General features: G+C 42.8%; 20 protein-coding genes and 1 tRNA gene. 18 read left to right on the plus strand and 3 right to left on the minus strand.

Going from position 1 to position 22,686, the window contains the following annotated elements:
* Positions 1–3: 3 nt before the first annotated feature.
* Positions 4–1,257, minus strand: coding sequence for a TolC family protein (locus KCX82_RS16975; RefSeq protein WP_227019687.1), 1,254 nt, complete (start codon positions 1,255–1,257; stop codon positions 4–6).
* Positions 1,258–1,463: 206 nt separating this feature from the next.
* Between KCX82_RS16975 and KCX82_RS16980 the strand changes: the two genes are divergently transcribed.
* From KCX82_RS16980 to KCX82_RS17010, 7 genes are all read left to right on the plus strand, one after another.
* Entirely contained in the window at positions 1,464–2,864 is a 1,401-nt protein-coding gene (locus tag KCX82_RS16980; RefSeq protein WP_227019688.1) for a sigma-54 interaction domain-containing protein, read from the plus strand.
* 271 nt (positions 2,865–3,135) lie between these two features.
* Positions 3,136–4,098, plus strand: coding sequence for an agmatinase (gene speB, locus KCX82_RS16985; protein WP_227019689.1), 963 nt, complete (start codon positions 3,136–3,138; stop codon positions 4,096–4,098).
* Positions 4,099–4,147: 49 nt separating this feature from the next.
* Positions 4,148–4,903 (plus strand): creatininase, encoded by a 756-nt coding sequence (locus KCX82_RS16990; RefSeq protein ID WP_227019690.1) that lies wholly within the window; start codon positions 4,148–4,150, stop codon positions 4,901–4,903.
* Positions 4,904–4,915: 12 nt separating this feature from the next.
* On the plus strand, positions 4,916–6,367 hold the full coding sequence (locus KCX82_RS16995) for an APC family permease (protein ID WP_227019691.1): 1,452 nt from the start codon (positions 4,916–4,918) through the stop codon (positions 6,365–6,367).
* Positions 6,360–7,022, plus strand: coding sequence for an SDR family NAD(P)-dependent oxidoreductase (locus tag KCX82_RS17000; RefSeq protein WP_227019692.1), 663 nt, complete (start codon positions 6,360–6,362; stop codon positions 7,020–7,022). Before KCX82_RS16995 ends, KCX82_RS17000 begins: the two co-directional genes overlap by 8 nt.
* Positions 7,019–7,801, plus strand: coding sequence for an SDR family NAD(P)-dependent oxidoreductase (locus KCX82_RS17005; RefSeq protein ID WP_227019693.1), 783 nt, complete (start codon positions 7,019–7,021; stop codon positions 7,799–7,801). The genes KCX82_RS17000 and KCX82_RS17005 overlap by 4 nt, the downstream gene beginning before the upstream one ends.
* A 20-nt stretch (positions 7,802–7,821) precedes the next feature.
* Positions 7,822–8,571 carry an SDR family NAD(P)-dependent oxidoreductase gene (locus tag KCX82_RS17010; protein WP_227019694.1) on the plus strand — a complete coding sequence of 250 codons (750 nt, stop codon included), beginning with the start codon at positions 7,822–7,824 and terminating at the stop codon, positions 8,569–8,571.
* Between the two features lie 118 nt (positions 8,572–8,689).
* Here the strand turns inward: KCX82_RS17010 and KCX82_RS17015 are convergent, their stop codons facing one another.
* Positions 8,690–9,580 carry a DUF2935 domain-containing protein gene (locus tag KCX82_RS17015; RefSeq protein WP_227019695.1) on the minus strand — a complete coding sequence of 297 codons (891 nt, stop codon included), beginning with the start codon at positions 9,578–9,580 and terminating at the stop codon, positions 8,690–8,692.
* A gap of 224 nt (positions 9,581–9,804) precedes the next feature.
* On the opposite strand from KCX82_RS17015, the gene KCX82_RS17020 reads away from it, so the two are divergent.
* The 8 genes from KCX82_RS17020 to KCX82_RS17055 all read left to right on the plus strand — a co-directional run bounded on the left by KCX82_RS17020 (position 9,805) and on the right by KCX82_RS17055 (position 16,931).
* Positions 9,805–10,164: a DUF2512 family protein gene (locus KCX82_RS17020; RefSeq protein WP_227019696.1), complete on the plus strand. Its 360-nt coding sequence runs from the start codon at positions 9,805–9,807 to the stop codon at positions 10,162–10,164.
* Between the two features lie 288 nt (positions 10,165–10,452).
* Complete coding sequence (locus KCX82_RS17025) at positions 10,453–12,432, plus strand: MASE3 domain-containing sensor histidine kinase (RefSeq protein ID WP_227019697.1); 1,980 nt, start codon at positions 10,453–10,455, stop codon at positions 12,430–12,432.
* A 134-nt stretch (positions 12,433–12,566) separates the two neighbouring features.
* Positions 12,567–12,643 (plus strand) — tRNA-Val (locus KCX82_RS17030).
* A gap of 211 nt (positions 12,644–12,854) precedes the next feature.
* Positions 12,855–14,450 (plus strand): transglutaminase domain-containing protein, encoded by a 1,596-nt coding sequence (locus tag KCX82_RS17035; RefSeq protein ID WP_227019698.1) that lies wholly within the window; start codon positions 12,855–12,857, stop codon positions 14,448–14,450.
* A gap of 20 nt (positions 14,451–14,470) precedes the next feature.
* A complete protein-coding gene (locus tag KCX82_RS17040; RefSeq protein WP_227019699.1) occupies positions 14,471–14,986 on the plus strand; it encodes a transcription repressor NadR in 516 nt (171 codons plus the stop codon).
* Positions 14,987–15,171: 185 nt separating this feature from the next.
* Positions 15,172–15,549 (plus strand): helix-turn-helix domain-containing protein, encoded by a 378-nt coding sequence (locus KCX82_RS17045; protein ID WP_227019700.1) that lies wholly within the window; start codon positions 15,172–15,174, stop codon positions 15,547–15,549.
* Between the two features lie 92 nt (positions 15,550–15,641).
* Positions 15,642–16,175: an RNA polymerase sigma factor gene (locus tag KCX82_RS17050; RefSeq protein ID WP_227019701.1), complete on the plus strand. Its 534-nt coding sequence runs from the start codon at positions 15,642–15,644 to the stop codon at positions 16,173–16,175.
* Entirely contained in the window at positions 16,176–16,931 is a 756-nt protein-coding gene (locus tag KCX82_RS17055) for a hypothetical protein (protein ID WP_227019702.1), read from the plus strand.
* Positions 16,932–17,049: 118 nt separating this feature from the next.
* Here the strand turns inward: KCX82_RS17055 and KCX82_RS17060 are convergent, their stop codons facing one another.
* Positions 17,050–17,487: a hypothetical protein gene (locus KCX82_RS17060; RefSeq protein ID WP_227019703.1), complete on the minus strand. Its 438-nt coding sequence runs from the start codon at positions 17,485–17,487 to the stop codon at positions 17,050–17,052.
* A gap of 244 nt (positions 17,488–17,731) precedes the next feature.
* Here KCX82_RS17060 and KCX82_RS17065 point away from each other — a divergent pair, with 244 nt between their 5' ends.
* From KCX82_RS17065 to KCX82_RS17075, 3 genes are all read left to right on the plus strand, one after another.
* The gene (locus KCX82_RS17065) at positions 17,732–19,135 is read left to right on the plus strand and encodes a hypothetical protein (RefSeq protein WP_227019704.1); all 1,404 of its coding nucleotides are present in this window, start codon (positions 17,732–17,734) and stop codon (positions 19,133–19,135) included.
* Between the two features lie 101 nt (positions 19,136–19,236).
* Entirely contained in the window at positions 19,237–21,150 is a 1,914-nt protein-coding gene (locus KCX82_RS17070; protein WP_227019705.1) for a polysaccharide biosynthesis protein, read from the plus strand.
* A gap of 89 nt (positions 21,151–21,239) precedes the next feature.
* Positions 21,240–22,580: a glucose-6-phosphate isomerase gene (locus KCX82_RS17075; RefSeq protein WP_227019706.1), complete on the plus strand. Its 1,341-nt coding sequence runs from the start codon at positions 21,240–21,242 to the stop codon at positions 22,578–22,580.
* The last annotated feature ends 106 nt before the right edge of the window (positions 22,581–22,686 follow it).

The raw sequence follows: 22,686 nt of genomic DNA on the forward strand, positions 1-22,686 counted from the left end.
CTCTTACGGAATCAATGCCGGCGTTGTTCCAACACCGCTTGAAAGCTCGTAATCGTTTACGGCAAGATTATACTCCAGCAGTGTCTTTGAGTAGGTAAGCTGTGCGTTATAATAACCAAGCTGGGCCGTCTCCACATCGGAAAGGGTTGCCATTCCGGCATCGTACTGGAGCTGTGCCAACCTTTCGGTTTCTTTTGCGTTTTCCACAGTCTTTTTCCCGGTCTGTACAGCTGCATATTTTTGGTTCATTTCCATATATTTATTTCTGACATCGCTTTCTACCGTTAGCGGCGCATTTTTATATCCTGTTTCTGCCTTCAAAACATCCATCTGCGCTTTGATATATTTGGAAGAATTTTTTGGGTAAGCGGTATAGTTTTTAAATGCCAGATTTGCTACCTGTAAGCCATAGGCTGCTTCAGAAATTTCATTTCGGCTGGCAAGAGCTCCCTTAATGGAATCAGCAAGGGACTTACTTGATAAAGGAACTTCTTTAATAATATCAGTAAGGGTTACATTTTGCATTAAATTATAGCCCATAAACTGATTAAAAGCCATCTTCATGGTTTTTAATCCATTTTCAGCAGCCAGCAGCTGATCCTTTGCCTCATTTACGGAAATCTCAGCCTGAAGAACATCGTTCTTGGATACCGTACCCAGCTTGAACTTTAACTGGGTATTCGTCAGGAGCTTTTCCTTTAAAGCAAGGTTGTCTTTTGCTATTTTTGCCTGATTTTCAAGCTCTTTTAAAGTATAGTAATTTTTCAGTGTATTGGTTTTTAAATCATTGATCTCTGCCTCGTAATTCTTGGGCCCTTGGGCAGTGGCATACTCTCTGTTTGCTTTTGCCATCTCTTTATTTGAGGAATCATAAGCCCAGGAACCTGATTTTTCCATTTGCTTTAACGTTTGTACCGATTCTCCATAACCCTTGGCAACTCCGTCTGCGCTCTGTCTGTTCAGCTCAGCCAACTTTGCCCCTGGGCTGTCTGCCAGCATTTTTTTGTAGGCAGCTTCCAAGGAAAGCTTCACCTCTTGTCCGGTGAAATTCATATCAGGAATCACAGTAACGGCAGGGGTGGTGGAGGTATCCCCTTCTACTGCTGCGGGTGTTGCTGTGTCTGCTGCCGCTACGGCCTCAGAAGTCACGGCAGATGGGCTGGCAGTATTGTCCGCCGGTTTTTCTGCTGCAAATGCCGCCGATATTCCTCCTAATATGAGTAACAAAACAAGGCTTGTACTAATAATTCTCTTCATGTAATCTCAAATCCTTTCTTTTTTGTTCACACTTCGTTCATATTTCTGACTCGTCGGTCAGTAAATTCATTTTACTCCTAAAATGTGAGTTCTGTCAATATACAGTTCACTCTTTCTTGTCGGTTAGAGCATTGATTTTTTTGGATTTCTAAGATATAATTGGTGAAATCATAAGAAACAGGAGCAAGGGGGAAGAGGAGCCGAAAATGAAAGAAATCAAAGCCGTATCCAGTGAGGTAGAATTGTTAGAACAAATTGACATCTTTCAAACAGCTTTTGAATCTTCATATGATGGGATTCACATTCTTGATAGTGCCGGCAATACTCTTTATATTAACAAAGCCTGTGAAAGAATTGAAGGAATTACCATGAAGGATGCCTATATGTTTAATATCAGGGAAATGGTAGACCAGGGAATCTATTCGGAATCGGTGACCTTAAAGGTCCTTGAGACCAATGCGGCGGCTACCATTATTCAAAAGGTGAAGAACGGGAATACCGTTTTGGCTACAGGCACCCCAATTTACAAAGATGGTAAAATTGACAAGATAGTCGTAAACTCCAGGGATGTTACGGAATTGAATTTTTTAAGGAAGGCATTATCTGAAAAAGAAGAACTTACCGAAAAATATCAGGAGGAGATTCGTTTATTAAGACTGGAGAGTCTGAAAAACCTTGGGTTTATTTCAAAGAGCCCAAACATGGAGAAAATAAAGGATCTGGCAGTAATGGTTGCCAAGGTTGATTCTACTGTTCTGATAAGCGGCGAATCCGGGGTCGGGAAAGGTGTTCTGAGCAAGTACATCCATCGCTTGAGCAGCAGAAAAGAAGGACCTTTCATAAAAATTGACTGCAGTGCCATTCCTGAAAGCCTTTTTGAGTCGGAAGTGTTCGGGTATGAAAAAGGAGCCTTTACGGGAGCGGAAAAAAGCGGAAAAGTGGGTCTTCTTGAGCTCGCCAACGGGGGCACTGTATTTCTTGATGAAATCGGAGATATGCCCCTGCATCTGCAGCCTAAATTGTTAAGAGCCATTCAGGACAGAGAAATTGTTAGAGTAGGGGGAAAGCAGGCCGTTTCCATTGATGTCCGTTTTATCTCGGCTACCAACGGGGATTTAAAGCAGATGGTGAAAGACAAAACTTTCCGTCCGGACCTCTATTATCGACTGAATGTGGTGCCTATTTTTATCCCTCCTTTAAGGGAAAGAAGAGAGGATATGATACCTTTAATCCAGGATATCACAGAAAAAATAAATAGCCGTTATAACTTGGACAAAAAGATCTCCAAGCAGGTAATCGAGATGATGCTGCAGTATGACTGGCCGGGGAATGTAAGAGAACTGGAAAATATAATTGAAAGAATGATGGTTACCGAAGAGGATGAATTCGGCGTTCTCCAAAACTTGATCGGCAAAAAGGAGCAAGCGGGTTCGGCTGAAAGCTACCGGCAGAAACTGGAGGAATACGATAAAAAACTTCTGTTGGACTGTATCAAAGAGAAAGGCAGTGTATTAAGAGCGGCAGAAGTGTTAGGGATGGATCCTACAACCATGAGACGTAAGCTGCATAAATATAAAGTACCAAAGGCCTATTGGGCTGAAAAATGAGAATGTTGATAAATGCATAAATGCATTTAAGGTGCATCGTTGCATTTAGTTATAAGATTTCGTTTAAATGATAGTAAAAGAAAGGTACGGACGAGGGCCCGAAAATGCATATTTGCATTTTCGGGCCCTCTCATCAATTCTATAGGATGCGTACTATATGTTATAAAAGATTGATATTCCAATAGGATAGTAATGGAGGCCGGTCATTTTTAAATTGGCATAGATGTTGCGTAATTTATAATTGCAAATGTAAACGTATAAAGGAGGAATTATGAAATACGTACCTATCAATTCTTTAGAAATCCCTAGATTTGCTGAAGTGAAAACCTTTATGAGATTACCCAATGTAAAAACGGTAGAGGATATTGATTATGCGGTAATTGGGATCCCCTTTGATACAGCGGCAACCTACAGAACCGGAGCAAGATTTGGACCCTCGGCAATACGGGAAATATCCTCTCTGATCAAACCCTATAATGTTCCCCAGGATGTCGATGTAACAGAATGGCTTTCCGGTGTTGATTACGGCGATATTCCGGTTGTTCCGGGATATATCGAAGATACCTATACAAGAATCGAAGCAGGATTGGATCCCATTGTGGCAGCTGGTGTGATTCCTATTTGCCTGGGGGGAGATCATTCCATTACCCTTGGTGAATTGAGAGCTGCGGCGAAGGTACACGGACCTCTTGCGTTGGTTCATTTCGATTCGCATTTTGATACGATAGATTCCTATTTTGGCAATAAGTATAATCATGGAACCGTGTTTAAAAGGGCATTGGAAGAAGGACTTCTTGATGTAGAGCACTCTGTTCAGGTAGGGATGAGGGGAACCTTTTATTCGCCGGAGGATCTGAAGGGATCTCGTGAACTGGGTTTTCATGTTATCACCGCTTTCGAAATGAGGAAGCTTGGTCTTCAGGAGGTAACAAGGCAAATCATAGAAAGAGTCGGAAAAACCAAGGCGTTCTTTACCTTTGACATTGACTTTGTAGATCCTGCCTTTGCTCCCGGTACCGGGACCATTGAAGTGGGCGGGTTCACAAGCTATGAAACATTGGATATGATTCGGGAACTGAGGGATATTGATTTTGTAGGATATGACCTGGTTGAAGTCTTGCCAAGCTTTGATCCGACTCAAATTACTGCATTTTTAGGCAGTAATATAGTTTTTGAGTTCATTTCTATCATTGCTTACCAAAAGAAGATGAGGCAAGGGTCTCAGATAAAATAAGGCAAGGCAGATGATGCAAAACAGATTCGTTAATAAAGGAGGAAACAAAATGACTTGTAAAATGCAGGAGATGACCTGGCAGGATTTTGATGAAATAAGGAAAGAAGGGATTGTGATATTGCCCGTGGGATCAACAGAGCAGCACGGTCCTCATTTGCCGCTTTCTGTGGACGCTATTATTTCGGAGGGGTTGGCAGTCATGATAGCAGAAAAAGTCCGGGGGGCTGTTGCTCCAACCATTTGCTATGGCTACAAATCTGCTCCGCTGAGCGGAGGAGGTCCTTTCTTTCCGGGTACTTTGGATTTAAACGGTCTGACCCTGATGAACCTGGTAGGAGATGTTTTAGAGGAGCTGATTCGTGACCAGGTCAAGAAGATTTTAATTGTCAACGGCCATTATGAGAACGAAGCCTTTATTCTGGAAGCGGTAGATCTGATTTCGAGAAAATATCCGGATGTAAAGATTGTTGAAGCCAGCTGGTGGGATCAGATATCTCAGGAGGTTATGGACCGTGTCTTTGACGAAGTCCCATTTCCTGGCTGGGCACTGGAGCATGCTGCTATTGCGGAAACCTCTTTAACGATGTTCTTCAGACCTGACCTGGTGAAATTCGACCGTTTAATCGAAGATGGAGTAGAAGAGGAGTTAACTTATCAGGTGTACCCTGCACCTAAGGAGATCGTCCCGAAATCAGGGCTCCTTGCAACTGCCAGAACAAGCTCTCTGGAAAAAGGGAAATGGCTTGCTGAAGATATTGCGGAGTTCTATAAAAAGATCGTATTAAAAGAATTTAATAAAAGTTGAAGGAGGAATACCATGAGTATGGATGTAATCAAAACGAAAGGGAAACCATTTGTAGATTCTGAAGTGGATGGAGCCCAGAGAAGACTTGAGGAATTGGGCTACCGGCAGGAACTAAACAGAAATTTATCCATTACAGGGAATGTCGTAATGGCATTGTCTAACGTATCTCCGTTAATGGCAGCCTTTGTATATGCTTTAGCTGCCTTTGCAACAGTTGGAATTGCGACAGCTCCGGCTGCTTTGATCCAGGGATTTAATGTTATCTTGATTGGATTTATTATTGCTGAGCTGGGGTCTATTTATCCGGTATCAGGCGGCCTTTACTCCATTATCAGTTATATACTTCCGAAACCCCTTGTATTTGTAGCGGTATTCACCTTTATGATACAGGCATTTATTTATCCTCCTTCCATCGCTTTGGGTGTCGGACAGTATCTTCAAATCCTCTTTCCGCAATTACCGCAAAGCGTATTTGCAACCAGTGTCATTGCAGCGATAACATTTATTGCAGCGTTATTTATTGGACTGAACAGCATTGTAACAAATAACCGACTGGCAAAAATACTGCTTCTATTGCAGCTGCTGGTTATTGCGGTATTTTTGGTGGTATGTTTTGCAAATCCTCAGAGATCATTAGGAGATATTGTTTTTTCACCGCAAATGCTTGATGGCCAGGGAAGTGGATTGACACCGGCAGGATTTGGTGCTGTGTTAATGGGAATTGGAATCTTGTGCGCGTCCATTGACGGCTATCCTGCATCGCTGGGATTTTCAGAGGAAACCAAGGGATCCTGCAGAAACATCGGCAAGGCCGCTTTGATTTCTGCCGTTTCAACTGCTGTTCTTATTGTAATCGTCCTGATCATGAGTATGATTGCCGCTCCTGATCTGCAGCAGTTTTTAACGGCTCCATCCCCTCTGCTGTACACCGCTGAGACTTATCTGGGCGCCTTGGGTTCAACTCTGGTCAATGTAGGTATCATTATTGCATCCTTTAGCTGCCTTGTTGTGATTATCAACTACATGGCAAGAGTTATTTATACCGGGGGCAGAGATGGAATCTGGCCGAAAAAGATCAATGAGTTTTTGACAAAAGTATCTTCAAAATCGCAGATTCCCTGGGCTGCAACTACACTGATTGCTGTGGTAGGATGCTTCCTTGTATTTTACTCCAACCTCGTTGTTTTGGTGATTTATGGGGGCCTTGCTGCCGCTACGGTCTATCTGCTCCTTGCAATAGGATCCATTAATAGCAGAAGAAAAGACCCGGAAATTACAAGGCCTTTTAGAATGCCCCTGTTTCCGATACCATCGATCCTCGTCATTCTATTTCTTATCATTGCTATAGGTTCACAAACTCCGGATGTTATGCTGGCGGTAGGGATCTTTATTATCCTGGCTTTGGTGTATTATTACGCTTATATAAGGCCTAGAGACATGAAAGGAGAGAAGACAAGTGAATAATATCAGCCCCAAAACAGCTTTGATAGCAGGAATCAACAATGAGGCGGGAGCAGCAGCGGCATACAGGCTGAAGGCTTCGGGATGGACTGTAATCGGTACGGATATTGTTGCGGCAGAGGACCTGAATCGTAAGGAGTTGGACGGTTATTTCAGTCTCGATATGACGAAAAGGACCTCTTTCCTTGATATTGCTTCAGAAGTAGAAAGAGAATATGGTCCGGTTAAGGCACTCTTTTGTGCTACCGGTTTTGAAGCTGATAGGCAAAGTCGTTCCTTTTCAGATACTTCCATGGAGCAGTGGCAAAGAACCTTGGAGGGCTGGCTGAAAAGCAGCATCAATGCATGTGCTGCGGTGGCACCTTATATGATTGGAAGGAAAGAAGGAAGAATTATGATTCTTTCTCCCGATTACAGCAAGGTAGCGCAAGAGAATATATTAAATGCCGCAGCGGCCGGTACCCTTCATGGATTTGCAAAGAGCTTTGGGGTGGAGGCGGCAAAAGAGAATGTGTTGGTGAATTGTATTTTTGCAAACCTGCCTTTTGATACGGAAGCGATAGCGGCTGCGGTACATTTTTTAGCAGAGAGCGGCAATTACGTATCGGCCCAAGTGATTTCAATACACGGCAAAGAAAAAGGGGGTGCGGAGGAATGATTACATATGAAGAATTAAAAGGCAAGGCAGTCCTGATTACCGGCGGGACTCAAGGCATTGGTGAGTCGGTAGCACAATATTTTTCAGAGCAAAAGTGCAAGGTGGCTATAAACGGCAGACGTCTGGATGAAAAGGTGCAAAGGGTTCTGGACAGAACCGGGGCTTTCCCTGTCATGGGAAATATTTCGGATCTGAATGCAGCAGTAAAAATTGTAGAAGATACTGTAAACGAATTTGGGAAAATTGATATCTTTGTTGCAAATGCAGCAGGTATGAGCATGAAGCCATTTCTGGAGCAGGACGAAGCAGAGTGGTGGGATCAGGTAAATATTAACCTGACCGGCCATATCGCCTGCATTAAGCCTGTTTTACAAAATATGATTCAAATAGGAGGGGGCACGATTATCATTGTCAGCTCATTTTTCGGAACCTTGGGATGGAATAATGCAACAGGTTACGGGGCTTCCAAATCCGGTCTTTTAACCTTGGGCCAATATCTGGCCAGAGAATATCAGAAATATAACATAAGGGTTGGAATTATCGTGCCGGGAGTGATCAGAACACCGCAATTAAACATTGATGCCAAAGATTTGGGGATCTCGTATGAAGAGGTATGTGACATGTATGCAAGTGAAATCGCTATGGCCCGACTGGGGAAACCGGAAGAAATTGCTGAAATGGCAGTATTTATGGCAACTGAAAAAGGCGGAAGAGCCCTTAGCGGAAGGCATATACAAGTAAGCGGCGGAGAATATCGGACGACACCATATTATATTTAACATAGAAAAGGAGAGAAAGAATGGGTAAGTTAGATAACAGGACGGCAGTAATCACCGGAGGAAGCCGCGGAATAGGCAAGGGAATCGGCATGTGTCTGGCAAGAGAGGGAGCCAATGTTATATTCTCATACTTAAAGAATGAAGAGGCAGCGGCAGAAACAGTAAAAGAACTTGAAAAATTAGGCGTGAAGGCCCTGACAATCAAGGCAGACGTAAGCAATGAAGCGGATGTGGTACATATGAAGAATATCGTGAAAGAAACCTTCGGCAAGATCAATATTCTGGTTAATAATGCCGGAACCATAGGTCTGGAGGTAAGTGTTGCCGATATGGAAACGGAAGAATGGGATAAGGTAATCGGAACGGACTTAAGAGGAGTGTTTTTGACTACGAAGCATTTTATCCCGCTCATAGAAAAGGATCCCGTAGGAAAGATCATGAATATTTCTTCTGAACTTTCTAAAAAAGGAAGAGAGAAATATGCGCACTACGCTGCGGCAAAAGGCGCGATTAATGCATTTACAAAATGCCTTGCCCTGGAATTGGCACCGGACATCCTGGTGAATATTATTGCACCGGGGCCCATTGAAACGGACATGATCCTCTTGGACATGGAGCCGGAATGGATTGAGAAGGAAAAGGAAATTCCTCTGCGTAGATTGGGTAAGGTAGAAGAGATTGGCGCTGTGGCAGTACTCCTTGCTTCTGACGATGGAAATTTCTTCTGCGGACAGTTTATCAGCCCCAATGGCGGAGCTGTGTTTGTTTAAAATATTGCAGGAAGAATATAACGACAATGGTGGTGCCCTCCTGGATGTCGGCCAGGGCATTGAGTTTCTTTTCCTGAAGCTTTACAAGGTCAAGTTTCAGGGCGCCACCCATACCGTCCTATTGATAAGTCTGCAACAGCCTGATGTAATGATTTGCTTCACGCAAAAGATGGTCAGTGTAAAGGGACAGCATAATGGCTTCTACTTTACAGGAGATGAGACCTTGCGTGATCAGTCCTTTAAAATCCCCGAATTCTCTTACTTGAATCAGGGGATTTTCATCGGTTGGGGGAATCAAAAAGGCTTTTTCCAGGAGTTCGCTAAAGTAGTTGGCAAATCGGTTGGCTTCGTAAAATAAGTCTGATTCCACTGGGTCCAGGAGGCCTCGGATTGCCTTTGCGTGATCGGCCATCAGGCGGTTCCAGAAAAATTCATCCTGGGGCAGAAACATGTCGGCAGTTTTATTTTGAAGATTTGTCAAGGTTCTGTAATAATCTCTTCCTTCCAAAACCACATGCTCAATGACGGAAGTGTATAGTAAGGTAAAAATCTGGCAGGAAGCCTGGCGATTCAGTAAATTGGTCTGAAACTGCAGAAATGCTTGCATTTGCGATAGAATCCGTTGATTTAACGCAAAAACCTCCTGTGCCTTTAGATCTGTTACCATTGTCGAGGGATTCATGGGTTCGATATTCGTTTCCATCAGCGTCAGGTTTCTGTTAATGGCAATCCCGGTGTATTGCTGGGTTAATCTTTCTGCTTCATCCGTATATCGGGTATAAAATTCTCCGGAGTGTAAGGCTTCTCTTGTGACAAAACCATTTGATTGGCTGATAACGGCTTCCAGCAAGGCTTCGAATTGCTGTTTAAAGTTATCCGCTTCCAAAGCCAGCTGCCTCTCTGGCGGAAGAATGACGCTTTCGATAAAAATCGCGTGTTCTTTCATAATTCTGATCCAAAAAAGATTTGCTTCAAGAGACATTCGTACGAATTCTTCGCTGGTTAACATAATAACCCCCCAAATACCTTAAATATTATATAATATGTTGGCATAAATGAAATATTCCTGCGACGGAAAATCGAAACCACGATAGATTTTTTGTTCCGGCAACAAGATGTCAATCTGGTCATCGATTGCCATTACAGCAAGCTGCCGATCATCGAACTTCGCGTCGGAGAATACATAATCTTTTTGAGATCAGAGATAATAAGAATAGAAGGAGGTGGAGAAAAATGAAACATGCAATCGCTTTATTGATTAAATTTGCCATGGTTACCGTGATATTGGAAATCATACTATTGACTTTTACTAATCTGGAATTTTGGAATATATTTTGGATATCTGTGACAGTATCCCTGCTGACGTATCTGCTGGGAGATATCATTATCCTTTCTTCCACAAATAATACACTGGCTATTATCGCCGATATCGGCTTGTCGTTTTTTCTCATTTATATGTTCAATTATATTTGGTTTGATTCAGAGGTTACATTTGTCAGCTGCCTCGCCGCATCTATCTTGCTGGGAATCGGTGAACAGTTTTTCCATAAGTATGTTGAAAAAAACGTATATCACAAAACAACCTATGCTTAAGTGTTATACTGAAAATGCAAAATAAACAACAAAAAATCAAACGCCCGAATGCAAGAAAGCTCTAAAAATCGATAAAATCTTATTAGAGTTGTTTCAAAAAAAAGGCGTTTGCTTTTTTTATGCTTGCATTCTTGTCTAAATTTGTCGCATAGACTTACTTTATGCAGATAATTTCTTTATTAACAAGTTTACAAATCTGTCGATTAATAATACAATATGTAGTTGTAAGTTTTACCAATTTGAAAAGGAAATGAAATCATCATGCCCCAGTTTTTTACACACAAATCCATGACCCAAGAGACTCTGCTGGAAAAAATAAATACAATCTTCATCCCGATCGTCTTCTTCATTGGGATTATTATGATAGGCTTTTATAACTTTCTGTTATTTCACAGTATTGCAGAACTTTTCAGCATATCCATTGCTTCGGTTATTTTTATCATCTCAATTAATACCTATAAATTCAACCACAGCAGCTATAACCTTTCGCTGCTTGGAATTGCCTTTGGCTTTATCGGGATCATTGATCTTTTACATACGTTAGCCTATAAAGGCATGGGTGTTTTTCCCGAATTTACTGCGGACCTGCCAACCCAGCTATGGATTGTCGGCAGATTTATAGAAAGTATTTCCCTGCTTCTCTTCTGTACCTTAATGAGCAGAAGAGGCAAGCTATTGCAATTTTTTTACATATATTTTGCGATTACCGTATTTTTATTGTTATCTATTTTTCATTGGGGTATCTTTCCTTCTTGTTATATTGATGGTACCGGTTTGACGTCTTTTAAAATTGCCAGTGAATATATCATCTGCGGAATTTTGGCGGTAACAATTTTCTTGTTGTACCGCAATAAAAAACGTTTTATACAGAAAGCCTTTCGATATTTGATTTCAGCCATTCTCTTTATGATTCTGTCGGAGATCTGCTTTATGTTTTACCTAAATGTATACGGAATAGAAAATATGGCAGGCCATATTTTGAAAATTATATCGTTCTATTGTATATATAAATCCATTGCGGAGGAAAACCTGAAGAAACCATATAGAGAACTCTATTATAGAGGAAGAGACTACTACAAGCTGATCAAGCTGCTGCCGGAGGCAGTGTTAATCCATGTGAAGGGCAGGATCGTGTTTATCAACGATGCCGGCTTAAAGCTTTTCGGTGTTTCCAACTCAAATCAAATTTTAAATACCTCCATATTTAAATATATAAATCCGGAAGATCAGGTGGACATGCACCATTGGCTGATGCGTCCCAATGACGGGGAGAACAGATATCCTAGTACTTTAGTGAATTTCATTGCGTCAGATCAAAAAAACAAAGAAGTGGCGGTCTGCACCGGTCCGTATATTTACAATAATGAATGTGCCGCCATTATGGTTCTTCACGATCTTTCTCAGCAAAAGCAAGTGGAATCGCTGGAGAAAAAAGTAAAGCAGGGAGAAGAACTGTTAAAGGAAAGAACAGAATATGAAAGGCTGAGAACTATATTTTTTGCCAATTTATCCCATGAATTCAAGACGCCTCTCAACGTGATTCTTGGAGCCGTTCAGCTTTTGGAACACACTGAAAAAGATTATGAAACGGTTAAAACCGTCAACAAATATATCAAATCCATAAAGCAGAATTGCAACCGGATTTTACGGCTGACCAATAATCTGATCGATATTACAAAGGCGGATTCAGGGTATTTGAAGCTGAACCTGTGCAATTACAATATTATCAGCATTTTGGAGGATATTGTGGTAACCGTTGCGGATCATGTAAGAAGCAATGGGGTCGAAATTGTGTTTGATACGGATGTAGAAGAAAAGCTGATGGCCTGCGATCCCGATAAAATAGAAAGAATTATGCTCAACCTTCTTTCCAATGCACTGAAATTCTCCGATAACCAGGGTGTTATTACAGTCAATGTGTATGACAGAGCGGAGAGCATTTCCATTTCGGTACAGGATAACGGCATTGGAATCCCGGAGGACAAGCTGGGCACCATTTTTGACCGATTTGTGCAGGTAGATCAGAGCCTTTCCAGAAATACGGAAGGCAGCGGAATTGGGTTGTCTTTGATCAAAGCTTTCGTTGAACTGCATCAGGGAACCATTTCCGTAAACAGTGAAATGGGGAAGGGTACTCAATTTTTGATCGAACTTCCCTGCAGACTGGTTGAAGAGACTTATCACAGAGAAGAAAAGGAAAGCTTTATTCATCAAAATCGTATTGAAAAAATTTCGGTGGAATTTGCAGATATTTATTCAATCACTTAATGGATGCCAGGGGCATCCTGGCGAATTTAGGTAGGGAGCTTCAACCAACGGTGGAAGGATAATTTTGATTCTGTATTTTTTTCGATTGCAGTTAACCAAGGAGTATGTTATAATCCAAATTACGAAATGTCCAAGGGCGGTTAGCTCAGTTGGCTAGAGCGCCTGCTCGACAAGCAGGAGGTCGTTGGTTCGAGCCCAATACTGCCCACCATAATACCTTATAGGATTCGAAACAGATCCAAAGAAGAAATAAGAATGTTATCAACAAAGGAAGTTGGATTGATCCAACTTCCTTTATTCGCTCTCCCAATGTATAGCGGATCAAGGGAGATGATCGGACAATTTATACCAGGGGATACACCATGCTGAATACTTGGTTCGCCAGTTATTCAGAAATTAAAACAACGAAAGGGGTAGGTTTCATGAAAAAGACCAGACGTATTATCTGTATTGCCATGGTTCTAGTAATGATGGCAGCCGCCGGCATGCCGGCATTTGCATTTACTGAAAACGAAAGCCGAAGTGTGGAGGAGTTTTTCATTGAAACAGATCTCCTGAAGGGCGACGGGACAAGCTACGGGCTGGATAAGGAGTCTACGCGGCTGGAAGCCGTTATTATTCTTATCCGCTTGCTGGGGAAAGAAGCGGAGGCCCAGTCTAAAATCAATGAGCCCTGCAGATTTACCGACGTGCCCCAATGGGCAGCCGGGTATGTAAACTATGCCTGGGAAGCGAATTTATCCAAAGGGGTAAGCGATACCCTTTTTGGCCCCAATGGTAAAATCAGTGCACAGCAGTACAGCACCCTATTGCTGCGGGCATTGGGCTATAACGATCTTCAGGGCGACTTTAACTGGCAGAATGCGCTGGGCAAGGCGGAGGAGCTGGATATCCTTCCTGAGGATATGATACAAGCCTATGAGACTCAGAAAACCTATACCAAAAGAGATTTAACGGAGACCTCCTTCTGCTATCTGGAGGCTGCCTATAAAGGAACCGATACTACCTTGATCGATCAGCTCACCGGCAGCGGTGTTATTTCCGATAATCTGGCAGCACAGTACGGCTTGGGAATATCAGGCTGGACAGAGGTGGCCACAGGATATGACGGGGAAAATACTTTTCAGTTTCAACTGAGCGGAAACAGGCTCACTGTCACAGGAGCCGGTACGGATGAGGATGAAGCCTGGATTTTGGTTCAGATAAAGAATGCTGCCAGCGGTAAGGAACAGCTCCAGGAGGTGGCCAGACGGGACAGCAGCAACGAATATAATCTTTCCGTATCCCTGGCCGGAATCCCCGCAGGGGAATATTACGTAGACCTTTATGGCAATAAAGAAAAATATAATTATTACAGCAGCATCATTCTTTCAACCATCAAGCTGAAAAAGACCAAGGAAGGCTGCAACTTCATGGTTTCTCCTGCCTATGGTCAGAATCTCAGAATTCATCTGGGCAATCTGCTGGAGGACCAACATCAGAAGATGACCATCATGACCAGAGCGAGCAAACAGAGCATCAGCACCATAACGTCTCTTGCCCAGCAAATCACCCAGGGAGCTGAAACGGATTATGAGAAGATAAAGGCCATCCATGACTGGGTTGCCGACAATATTTATTATGATAAAGATTTTCTGGACGGAAAGACTAAGATCACCAATATCACATCCATTTCCGTACTGGAAAATAAATATGCGGTGTGCAGCGGCTATGCGAACCTCACAAAAGATCTCATCAATGCGGCGGGAATTCCTTGCAGGCAGGTATTTGGATTTGCTTTAGGGATCTCTACTGATACAGATTGGGAGAATATGTCCGAAAGAAATCTTGAACCTAATCATGTCTGGAATGAGGCCTATGTCGGAGGCAGATGGGTGATTCTTGATGCCACATGGGATTCCGGCAATACTTATACCGGCGGAAAGTTTACCTATGGCGGCGGTCCGGAGGATCTTTACTTTGATACCACTTTAGAATTTCTTTCCAATACCCATAAGTCTATGACGGAAGAATTATAAAAGATCGGAGGGAAGGAAAAATGTCCGGAGAGGAAAGACGGAAGAAAATCATAGAACTCTTAAAAAAGAATCAGGAGCCTATTTCCGGAGGGGAACTGTCAAAGCTTCTTGGTGTCACCAGACAGGTCATCGTTCAGGATATAGCTTTGCTTCGGGCTGTAAACCGAAACATTCTCTCCACCACCAAAGGATACCTTTTGTATTATCAGGAGGACCAAAAAGTAAACCGGTGCTTTATGGTGAAGCATACCAATGATCAGATTGAGGATGAGCTTTGCACCATTGTGGACGCCGGCGGAAAAATATTGGATGTTATCGTGATGCATGATATTTATGGAGAAATATCGTCGGATCTGATTATAAAAACGAGACAAGATGTTGCAGATTTTATTTCAAAGTTGCGGAATCAGCAGACGGTTCCCTTGAAGGAGCTCACAGGCGGTGTGCATCTTCATACGGTAGAAGCGGATTCTGAGACGATGCTGGATCGAATTGAAATGCTTTTAAAGAGTAAAGGCTATTTAATAGAAAATTAACGAAAAATAAGAGAGGTGATATCCTTCCTGGAAAGGGTAGATGCCTCTCTTTTGTTCGTAATCAAAAACTTTTTTCCTCAATTTACACTGAAAGTTATATTGAATGGAACTGGCAGTTTATTTAGCAGGGTAACTTTTAGGGTTAAACTTTACCTAATAAACTATAGATAGGAGTAATTTTTTTCATGAGGGTAGAGTTAGATTTGAAAGCAATGGGGAAGAGAATTCGAAACCAAAGGGAGCAAATGCGGTTGACCCGGGAAGAATTGGCCGAAAAACTAGGGGTATCCAGTAAATTTTGTGCAGATATCGAATATGGGGTAAAAGGAATGTCTCTCAGTACACTTTTAAACCTCAGCATCATATTAAACCTATCAGTTGATTATATTTTAAAGGGGTATGGGGACCAGCTCGGTATCCGGGATGATGACAACCGGGTACTGAAAGAGAGCATTATGATTCCGCTCAACTCCTGCAGCAGGACACAGTTGAAGCGTGTAGAACAAATGGTTAAAATATTTGTAGCCGCTGTCAATGAAGACCATGAAAGCTATGATACATAATGAAAATACCTTCTAATCGAAAAACCTTTCGCCGCATTGCATCACAGCAAAATTTACAGCAGTAGTACAGTTTAGTCTAAGTGGGGAGTAAAATGGGATCAGAGAAACAAGGGAATGATTACAATTTCTTGGAGGAAAAGTTGATTTCGTATAGTGTTGATCTGCAGAAATTCATCTACACCTTGACGAAAGATAACGATGCCAATGAAGAGATCTTGCAAAACACCATTGCCACAGCATTTGCCAATCTGGACAAATTGCGAAATCCTGATATGATCAAAACGTGGATTTTTAATATTGCAAAAACCGAGACAAGTCATTATTTCAGAAAGAAACATATCATTGGGTTCCGCCCGGGTGTTGACGTTGGTACGGATGCCGTTGAAATCCCGCAAAAGGACATTCTGGACATGATTATGGAGGCTGAGTTTGAAAAAGAGCTCAAGTCTTTGGTTAATAAGCTGGAAGATAAATATTGCAGAATCATTATGCTGCATTATTATTACGGACTGGATTTAAAGGAAATCGCGCACATTTACAACCTGAACTACAGCACGGTAAGGACCAACCACAGACGGGGCATAGAAAAACTAAAGGAACTATATGAATCAAGGAGAATTGGTTAAATGGCTGAAAGGAACTCTTTTGAAAAGGAACTGAAGAAAACTTTGGCGAAAGCGATGGAGGATGAGGAATCACCATCCTTGGATTTTTATGCAGATTTAAAATACATAGAAGTAAGTCCTGAATATATTGCCAGAAGTATTGTCAACAGCAGAAGAAAAAATGAGAAACGAAAGGTATCCAGAGCGGCCTCTGTTGCTGCGGCCTCTTTTATGATTCTTGCTGTTTCCAGTGCCATTGCAATATTGATTTCCTCCAATCCTGTCGACGCCATAAAAAGCAAACTCGAGCGGCAGTTTATCAAGGTCCGGAATGTTCTTGTGATCAAAGACGATAATCCGGCTCAGATTGATACTATGGGCGGCGTGGAGAAGGAAATAGAGGACTGGAAGGATATCGGCAATGCGAAGAAATTCCTTCAAGAATTATTTGTCCCCGGGTATATTCCGGAGGGGTATGAGTTTCAGAGCCTAAAAATAAAAAAAGATGGTGAAATTGGGTACTACGCTAAATATCAATTCATAAACAGTGAAGGTTCTTTGCTGAGCATCAATCAGTATTACACGGAAGATGAGCCGGATACGGTGGTAACAAATGCAAATAAAATGATAGAAACCAATGCGGGAAACGTCTATATAACCGTTGATGAATTCACTGAAACGATCATAGGGACATTTTTTGCAGGCAATGATAAAATTGTAATTTCTGGTGCAATTTCCGAAGCAGAGATCGAGACTCTTTGCAATTCTATCCAGTAACAAAACAAGACCCTCCTTTATGCACGAGTCATACGCATTTTGCATGAGCATAAAGGCAAGGTCTCATTTTATCATTTCCTATGATTTTCGTTTATTTAAAACCCCTTGATTGACTTGACTAAATTGAACTGGAATAAAGAGTTACTGTGGAGGTTACAGAACCTACCTTGTCCTTGACGACCACTTTCAGACGGTAGGTAGTGCTGGATGATGTGCTCCAATTATCCGTCACATAGATCCCGTTATCGTTATACACCGTTTCTACTCTGGAAGCTCCTACACTGGACCAGGTTTGTGTGCTGTAATTGTAGGATTGAAGGGTAATGGTAGTTTGAATGTATTCTGCGATCGTATAGGTATCGGCAGAAACAATAGACTGGGAAGTGTTGGTTCCTGTTCTGTAGAAATTAACCGATGCGGTACCGATGTTTTGCGGCTCGATAATGGATTGGGCGACGGACCCATCAGGAGCTTCGGCGAATACGGATCCGGACATTGATAGGATGACTGCCATTGCCAGGATGAGACAAGTGATTTTTCTTTTTGTTTGAAACATGATGATTTCCTCCTTAAAAAAATTTATTTATCTATTAGAGGAAAAAAAACAAAAAAATGTTGCAAAAAAACACAAAAAAACATTATTTTTTTAAAAAAATTGAGACATTTTTCAAAAAAAAATCCTCTAATATATGATGCGAGTAAATAATCCCTATTTGGGTGGACAAAAACGCAATTATTTTTTTACCAGGTTAAGAATTTGCTGCTCTAAAAGCAATATTGGAAGATGAGGGGATAAACAAATGAGATATGCACTAGTAGACGATGCTACACTGCAAGCGGTAAAGCGGCTGGAGGGGAAAATTGCCATCAAAAGCAGGCATTCGATTGATGGTGACATTCTCGCGCTGGAAAACCTGCTGCAAGCAATTTTATTTTATGACAAAGTGCTGTATGTCGATGATAATGATGCGAAAAACAGGAAAAGCCGAAAAAAACTGTTTGAAAAATTTCCTGTCGTATCTTTGGACAGCAATACTTTGAAAGAAATGATGGATCATACCAACCATGTGGTGGATGATTTGATCCCTTGCATTGAGGGAGGAAGCTTCACCGATGAAAGCTTCTCAAATTTTTTTCGGTCTATGAAATTAAATCTCAAATTCACCTGGGATATGAAATCAAATGTTTATTATTTAACTCAAAAAATTCAGCAGACGCCTGATGTGGATGTTTCTTTGAACCTGAAGCTTCTCGGGATGCTTTATACAGAACTGTCGGATAAATCTTTCATTGAGAATATCAATGAAAGAAGGCCTCTTCTCTATGATTCCTTCGGACAAATCATCAATAACCAGTATCGCGTCTGTGACATGGATGGCAAGGAACACGAAACCAAAATATCCAAACAGGCGGAGGCGCTGTTCAGTGCCTTGAATTGTCTGGCCTATCGTACCACCTTCTACACGCTTCTTGCCAAAGAATTGAAAGCAGATTCCGTGCTTTCTCCCATAAGAAGCGCTTTCCAGCGGTACTATTTAAAAAAATTATATACGGAGGACAGACTAAGTGATCCGAGCCAGGAGGAAGCCGCCGCTGCCGGCAGACAAAACTCCATTTCGGCGATCGACTCTCCGGTGGTTTTAAAACATAGCCTGCCGCTGTTTTCCCTATGGATCGCTGAACGGATGAAAGGCGGAGCGAGCTTTATTGATGCCGCCTATGAGCTGCGCGAGGACAACGATTTTGTACTGGCTAGGCTGCATCTGAACGAGATTGACGGCATGCTGGAAACGGGACACGCGGAATTTGTCAAATTCGTCAATTCCATCATTTCAGAACTTGATAAGCAAATGGACAGGATCATGGAAAAGTATATGACTGCTACGAAAAGAGGAACACCGGTCTCCTCCAGAATTCTGACCGGTAATCTGGCGGCTTCGGCAGAAGGGTTCCCCTTATTGAAGGACTTTACCTACTGCATGAAGCCTGCGTCTGAGCATCCTATGGGCCGCGCCTGGAAAAGCAGATTCGGAGCAGTGAACCGATACCTTACGGAAGATCTGATGCAGCTTGACGCTCTGGGAGAATTCTATGACATTATCACATCCAAAATAGTCTATGAGGACGAAACTTATCTGCATAACATCAAGGTAATCAATAACGAACTGACCTATGAGAACGCCTGGTGGACCATTGCCATGTAACGGAATCTTAACTTGAAATAAAAAAGGAAAAAGGGTACACTACTGTTGGAGCAGTATGATTTTTTCTTGCAAAGAAGATCAAGGGCTCCAATAGTCTTATTTTGGAAGGGAATTTTGCTTATATGGTGAAATATTCACGAATTGCATTATTATTATTTGCGGATATCATCTGCATTAATTTTGCCTATATTTTATCCTTTCTGCTGCGTTTTGAATTTGATATTTCCGATCCCTTTTGGGGATATTTTGCCTCCTATGCGAATAATCTGCTTTTCATCACAGCAGTAAAGCTTGCGGTATTCTGGGCCCTGGGCCTTTATCGCAGCTTGTGGAGATATGCGGGAACAGAAGAACTGGTGAAAATCGTTCTGGCAGCTTTGGCGGCGACGGCAGCGGCAATCGTTTATCTGGAATTCACACAGCAGTTTTTCCCGAGAAGCATCTATATTTATAGCTGTATACTGGATATCATTCTCTTAGGCGGCACCCGGTTTGCCTACCGGGTATTTCGCGATTTCAGAAATCCGGGTACCTTTAACAGTTTCGTTCTGGGCTTCGGAAAAAAGAAGGAGCACGGAGATGAGATCAGCAAGGTTATGGTGGTTGGTGCCGGCGATGCAGGAGCAACCATTATCAAAGATATCAAACAGCATCCGGAATACGGGAAAAGAGTGGTGGCTGCCATAGATGGCGACCCGAATAAATTAAATCGCCGAATTGCGGGAGTCAAAATTATGGGCGATCATTATGCCATTCGGCAGATAGCTAGAAAGAACGCCATCGACGAAATTATCATCGCCATTCCTTCTGCAAACAAAAAGGCCATACAGGATATCGTAAACGAATGCAATAAAACTCGCTGCAAGATGAAGATTTTGCCGGGAATCAGCGATCTGATCAACGAAAAGGTAAGCATCAGCAAGCTCAGGGACGTTGACATCGAAGACCTGCTTGGAAGAGAGCCGGTTCAGGTAAATCTCCGGGAAATCAGCGGTTATCTGGAGGGGAAAATCGTCATGGTAACCGGCGGCGGTGGCTCTATCGGTTCAGAGCTTTGCAGGCAGATTGCACGTTTTCGCCCGAGGAAGCTTATCGCAGTGGATATCTACGAGAATACGGTTTTCGAACTGGCTGGGGAGATGAAGACCGCTTATCCTCAACTCGAATTTGAAGTGGTGATCGCTTCCGTAAGAAGCAAGAACAGGCTTCGGGAAGTCTTTTTGAAATATAAGCCTCATGTGATTTTCCATGCGGCAGCCCACAAGCATGTGCCGCTGATGGAGAACAATCCCAAGGATGCGGTAATCAACAATATACTTGGAACGAAAAACATGATCGATCTGGCCGATGAATATGCGGTAGAAAAATTCGTTTTGATTTCTACGGATAAAGCGGTGAATCCGACCAATGTCATGGGGGCCACCAAACGGGTAGCGGAAATGATTCTTCAGGATAAAAGCACCCGTTCACGGACAAGCTATTCGGCGGTTCGGTTTGGCAACGTACTGGGGAGTAATGGAAGCGTCATCCCCATATTCCGTAAGCAGATCGAGCGCGGCGGTCCGGTAACCGTAACCCATGAGGAAATCACCAGATTCTTTATGACCATACCAGAGGCTGTGCAGCTGGTCATACAGGCAGGAGCCATGGCTCAGGGCGGTGAGATTTTTATTCTGGATATGGGAGATCCTGTCCGCATTATGGATCTGGCAGAAAATGTCATCCGGCTTTCAGGGTATGTCCCGTATGTGGATATCGATATTGAAATTACCGGTCTGAGACCGGGGGAAAAGCTTTACGAAGAGCTTCTTTTGGATGAAGAGGGTATTGAGAAAACCGCTCATAATAAAATTTATGTAGGGCATCCTCTGCCGCCCACACCGGCACTCAGTGAGCTTCTTGAACAGGAAGGCATGTGCGTGGAAGACAGCGTCCGAGGGATCACCTTTATGAAGGATGAGGAAGTAAAGGACTGGCTTCAGAATCTGGTGCCGAATTATCAAAGAAAAAAGTAGTCAGCTTTGGAGCTGATAGATGAAATAAAAGTAGTCAGCTTTCGGAGCTGATTCTAATGAAAATAAAAGAAGTCAAGGGGGTAATGACAATGAAAAGAATGGTAAACCTGGATTTTGCCGGATCACTCATTGACCTGAAGGTATTGGCTGGAGATGTTCAGAAAGTAAGAGAAGCGCAGAAAAAACTTTATGCCGGAACAGAAGACTTTACCGGATGGGTGAAGCTTCCCTTCACTTATGACAAAGAGGAAACCAAAAGGATCCTAGAAACCGCAGAAAGAATCAGAACGCAATGTGAGGTCTTTATCGTAATCGGGATCGGGGGATCCTATCTGGGCGCCAGGGCTGCCATCAGCGCCCTGAAGCAAAGAGAAAAGGAGAAAAGCGGAAAGCCTGTACCCGAAATATACTTTGCAGGACAAAACCTCAGCGGAACCTATCACAGGGAGCTCCTTGAAAAGATTAAGGACAGAGAAATCTGCCTTTGTGTGATATCTAAATCAGGCACTACCACGGAACCGAGCATTGCCTTTTCCGTGCTGAAAGATACCTTATATAAAAAATATGGAAAAGAGGAAGCCAATAAACGAATTTATGCGATTACCGATGCTGCTAAGGGAACCCTCAGAGAGGAAGCAGATCGGGAAGGATATGTCACCTTTACGGTACCCGATGATATTGGCGGCCGCTATTCCGTATTGACACCTGTTGGACTTCTGCCTATTGCAGTGGCCGGTATTGATATTCTCGATATGTTGGAAGGCGCGAGAGTTGGGGCCAAAGTCTGGACGGCGGGACCTTGGGAGGCCGTACCCGAAAACCAAGAGGACATGGGCAGTGAGTCGGATATCACTCAGATTTCTTCTCCGGGCCTTCTTGCCCTTACCAGGGTATCGCTGCTGAACCGGGGAAAGTTTATCGAGGTGTTTGAATACTATGAACCTCAGCTGCAGTACTTTACCGAATGGCTGAAGCAGCTTTTTGGTGAAAGTGAAGGTAAAGACGGAACGGGAATCTTCCCGGCCTCCCTGCAATTCAGTGCAGACCTTCATTCTATGGGCCAATTTCTTCAGGAGGGAAAGCAAATCTTCTTTGAAACCATTCTGAATCTGGTGCATCCGGATAAAGACCTGATCGTTCCGGATGATGCCGGAGAACTTTTGGCAGGAAAAAGCCTGAACGCTGTAAACCGTGCTGCCATGGAAGGCGTTATGGCTGCCCACGCAGCGGTGGGGGTCCCCATGATCAGAATTGATATCCCCGAACTGTCCCCCTATTATTTCGGGCAAATGGTCTACTTCTTTGAAACCTCCTGTGCTCTCAGCGGATACCTGCTGGAAGTGAATCCTTTCGATCAGCCGGGGGTTGAAAGTTATAAGAAGGAAATGCGCAGAGTCCTCAAGGGTGACAATAACGAAGCGAAACGGTGAAACGGCGCAGAGGCAAGAAAACTTTTCTATAGTTGAAAAATTTTCTGTGGTTTGCGTTATAATGGTTGAAAAAACCTCAAAAAAGAGGTACATTAGTAGAGGAAAC

It is taken from the genome of Sinanaerobacter chloroacetimidivorans, from assembly GCF_018128545.1.
In the GTDB taxonomy this organism is placed as follows: domain Bacteria; phylum Bacillota; class Clostridia; order Peptostreptococcales; family Anaerovoracaceae; genus Sinanaerobacter; species Sinanaerobacter chloroacetimidivorans.

What these genes read in the sequence shown, in the direction of transcription:
- speB (WP_227019689.1), top strand. Translation starts at nt 3,136, where the DNA reads ATGAAATACGTACCTATCAATTCTTTAGAAATCCCTAGATTTGCTGAA.
- KCX82_RS16990 (WP_227019690.1), top strand. Translation starts at nt 4,148, where the DNA reads ATGACTTGTAAAATGCAGGAGATGACCTGGCAGGATTTTGATGAAATA.
- KCX82_RS17065 (WP_227019704.1), top strand. Translation starts at nt 17,732, where the DNA reads ATGAGATATGCACTAGTAGACGATGCTACACTGCAAGCGGTAAAGCGG.
- KCX82_RS17035 (WP_227019698.1), top strand. Translation starts at nt 12,855, where the DNA reads ATGAAAAAGACCAGACGTATTATCTGTATTGCCATGGTTCTAGTAATG.
- KCX82_RS16995 (WP_227019691.1), top strand. Translation starts at nt 4,916, where the DNA reads ATGAGTATGGATGTAATCAAAACGAAAGGGAAACCATTTGTAGATTCT.
- KCX82_RS17060 (WP_227019703.1), bottom strand. Translation starts at nt 17,487, where the DNA reads ATGTTTCAAACAAAAAGAAAAATCACTTGTCTCATCCTGGCAATGGCA.
- KCX82_RS17045 (WP_227019700.1), top strand. Translation starts at nt 15,172, where the DNA reads ATGAGGGTAGAGTTAGATTTGAAAGCAATGGGGAAGAGAATTCGAAAC.
- KCX82_RS17025 (WP_227019697.1), top strand. Translation starts at nt 10,453, where the DNA reads ATGACCCAAGAGACTCTGCTGGAAAAAATAAATACAATCTTCATCCCG.
- KCX82_RS17050 (WP_227019701.1), top strand. Translation starts at nt 15,642, where the DNA reads ATGGGATCAGAGAAACAAGGGAATGATTACAATTTCTTGGAGGAAAAG.
- KCX82_RS17020 (WP_227019696.1), top strand. Translation starts at nt 9,805, where the DNA reads ATGAAACATGCAATCGCTTTATTGATTAAATTTGCCATGGTTACCGTG.
- KCX82_RS17055 (WP_227019702.1), top strand. Translation starts at nt 16,176, where the DNA reads ATGGCTGAAAGGAACTCTTTTGAAAAGGAACTGAAGAAAACTTTGGCG.
- KCX82_RS17005 (WP_227019693.1), top strand. Translation starts at nt 7,019, where the DNA reads ATGATTACATATGAAGAATTAAAAGGCAAGGCAGTCCTGATTACCGGC.
- KCX82_RS17075 (WP_227019706.1), top strand. Translation starts at nt 21,240, where the DNA reads ATGAAAAGAATGGTAAACCTGGATTTTGCCGGATCACTCATTGACCTG.
- KCX82_RS16975 (WP_227019687.1), bottom strand. Translation starts at nt 1,257, where the DNA reads ATGAAGAGAATTATTAGTACAAGCCTTGTTTTGTTACTCATATTAGGA.
- KCX82_RS17015 (WP_227019695.1), bottom strand. Translation starts at nt 9,580, where the DNA reads ATGTTAACCAGCGAAGAATTCGTACGAATGTCTCTTGAAGCAAATCTT.
- KCX82_RS16980 (WP_227019688.1), top strand. Translation starts at nt 1,464, where the DNA reads ATGAAAGAAATCAAAGCCGTATCCAGTGAGGTAGAATTGTTAGAACAA.
- KCX82_RS17040 (WP_227019699.1), top strand. Translation starts at nt 14,471, where the DNA reads ATGTCCGGAGAGGAAAGACGGAAGAAAATCATAGAACTCTTAAAAAAG.
- KCX82_RS17010 (WP_227019694.1), top strand. Translation starts at nt 7,822, where the DNA reads ATGGGTAAGTTAGATAACAGGACGGCAGTAATCACCGGAGGAAGCCGC.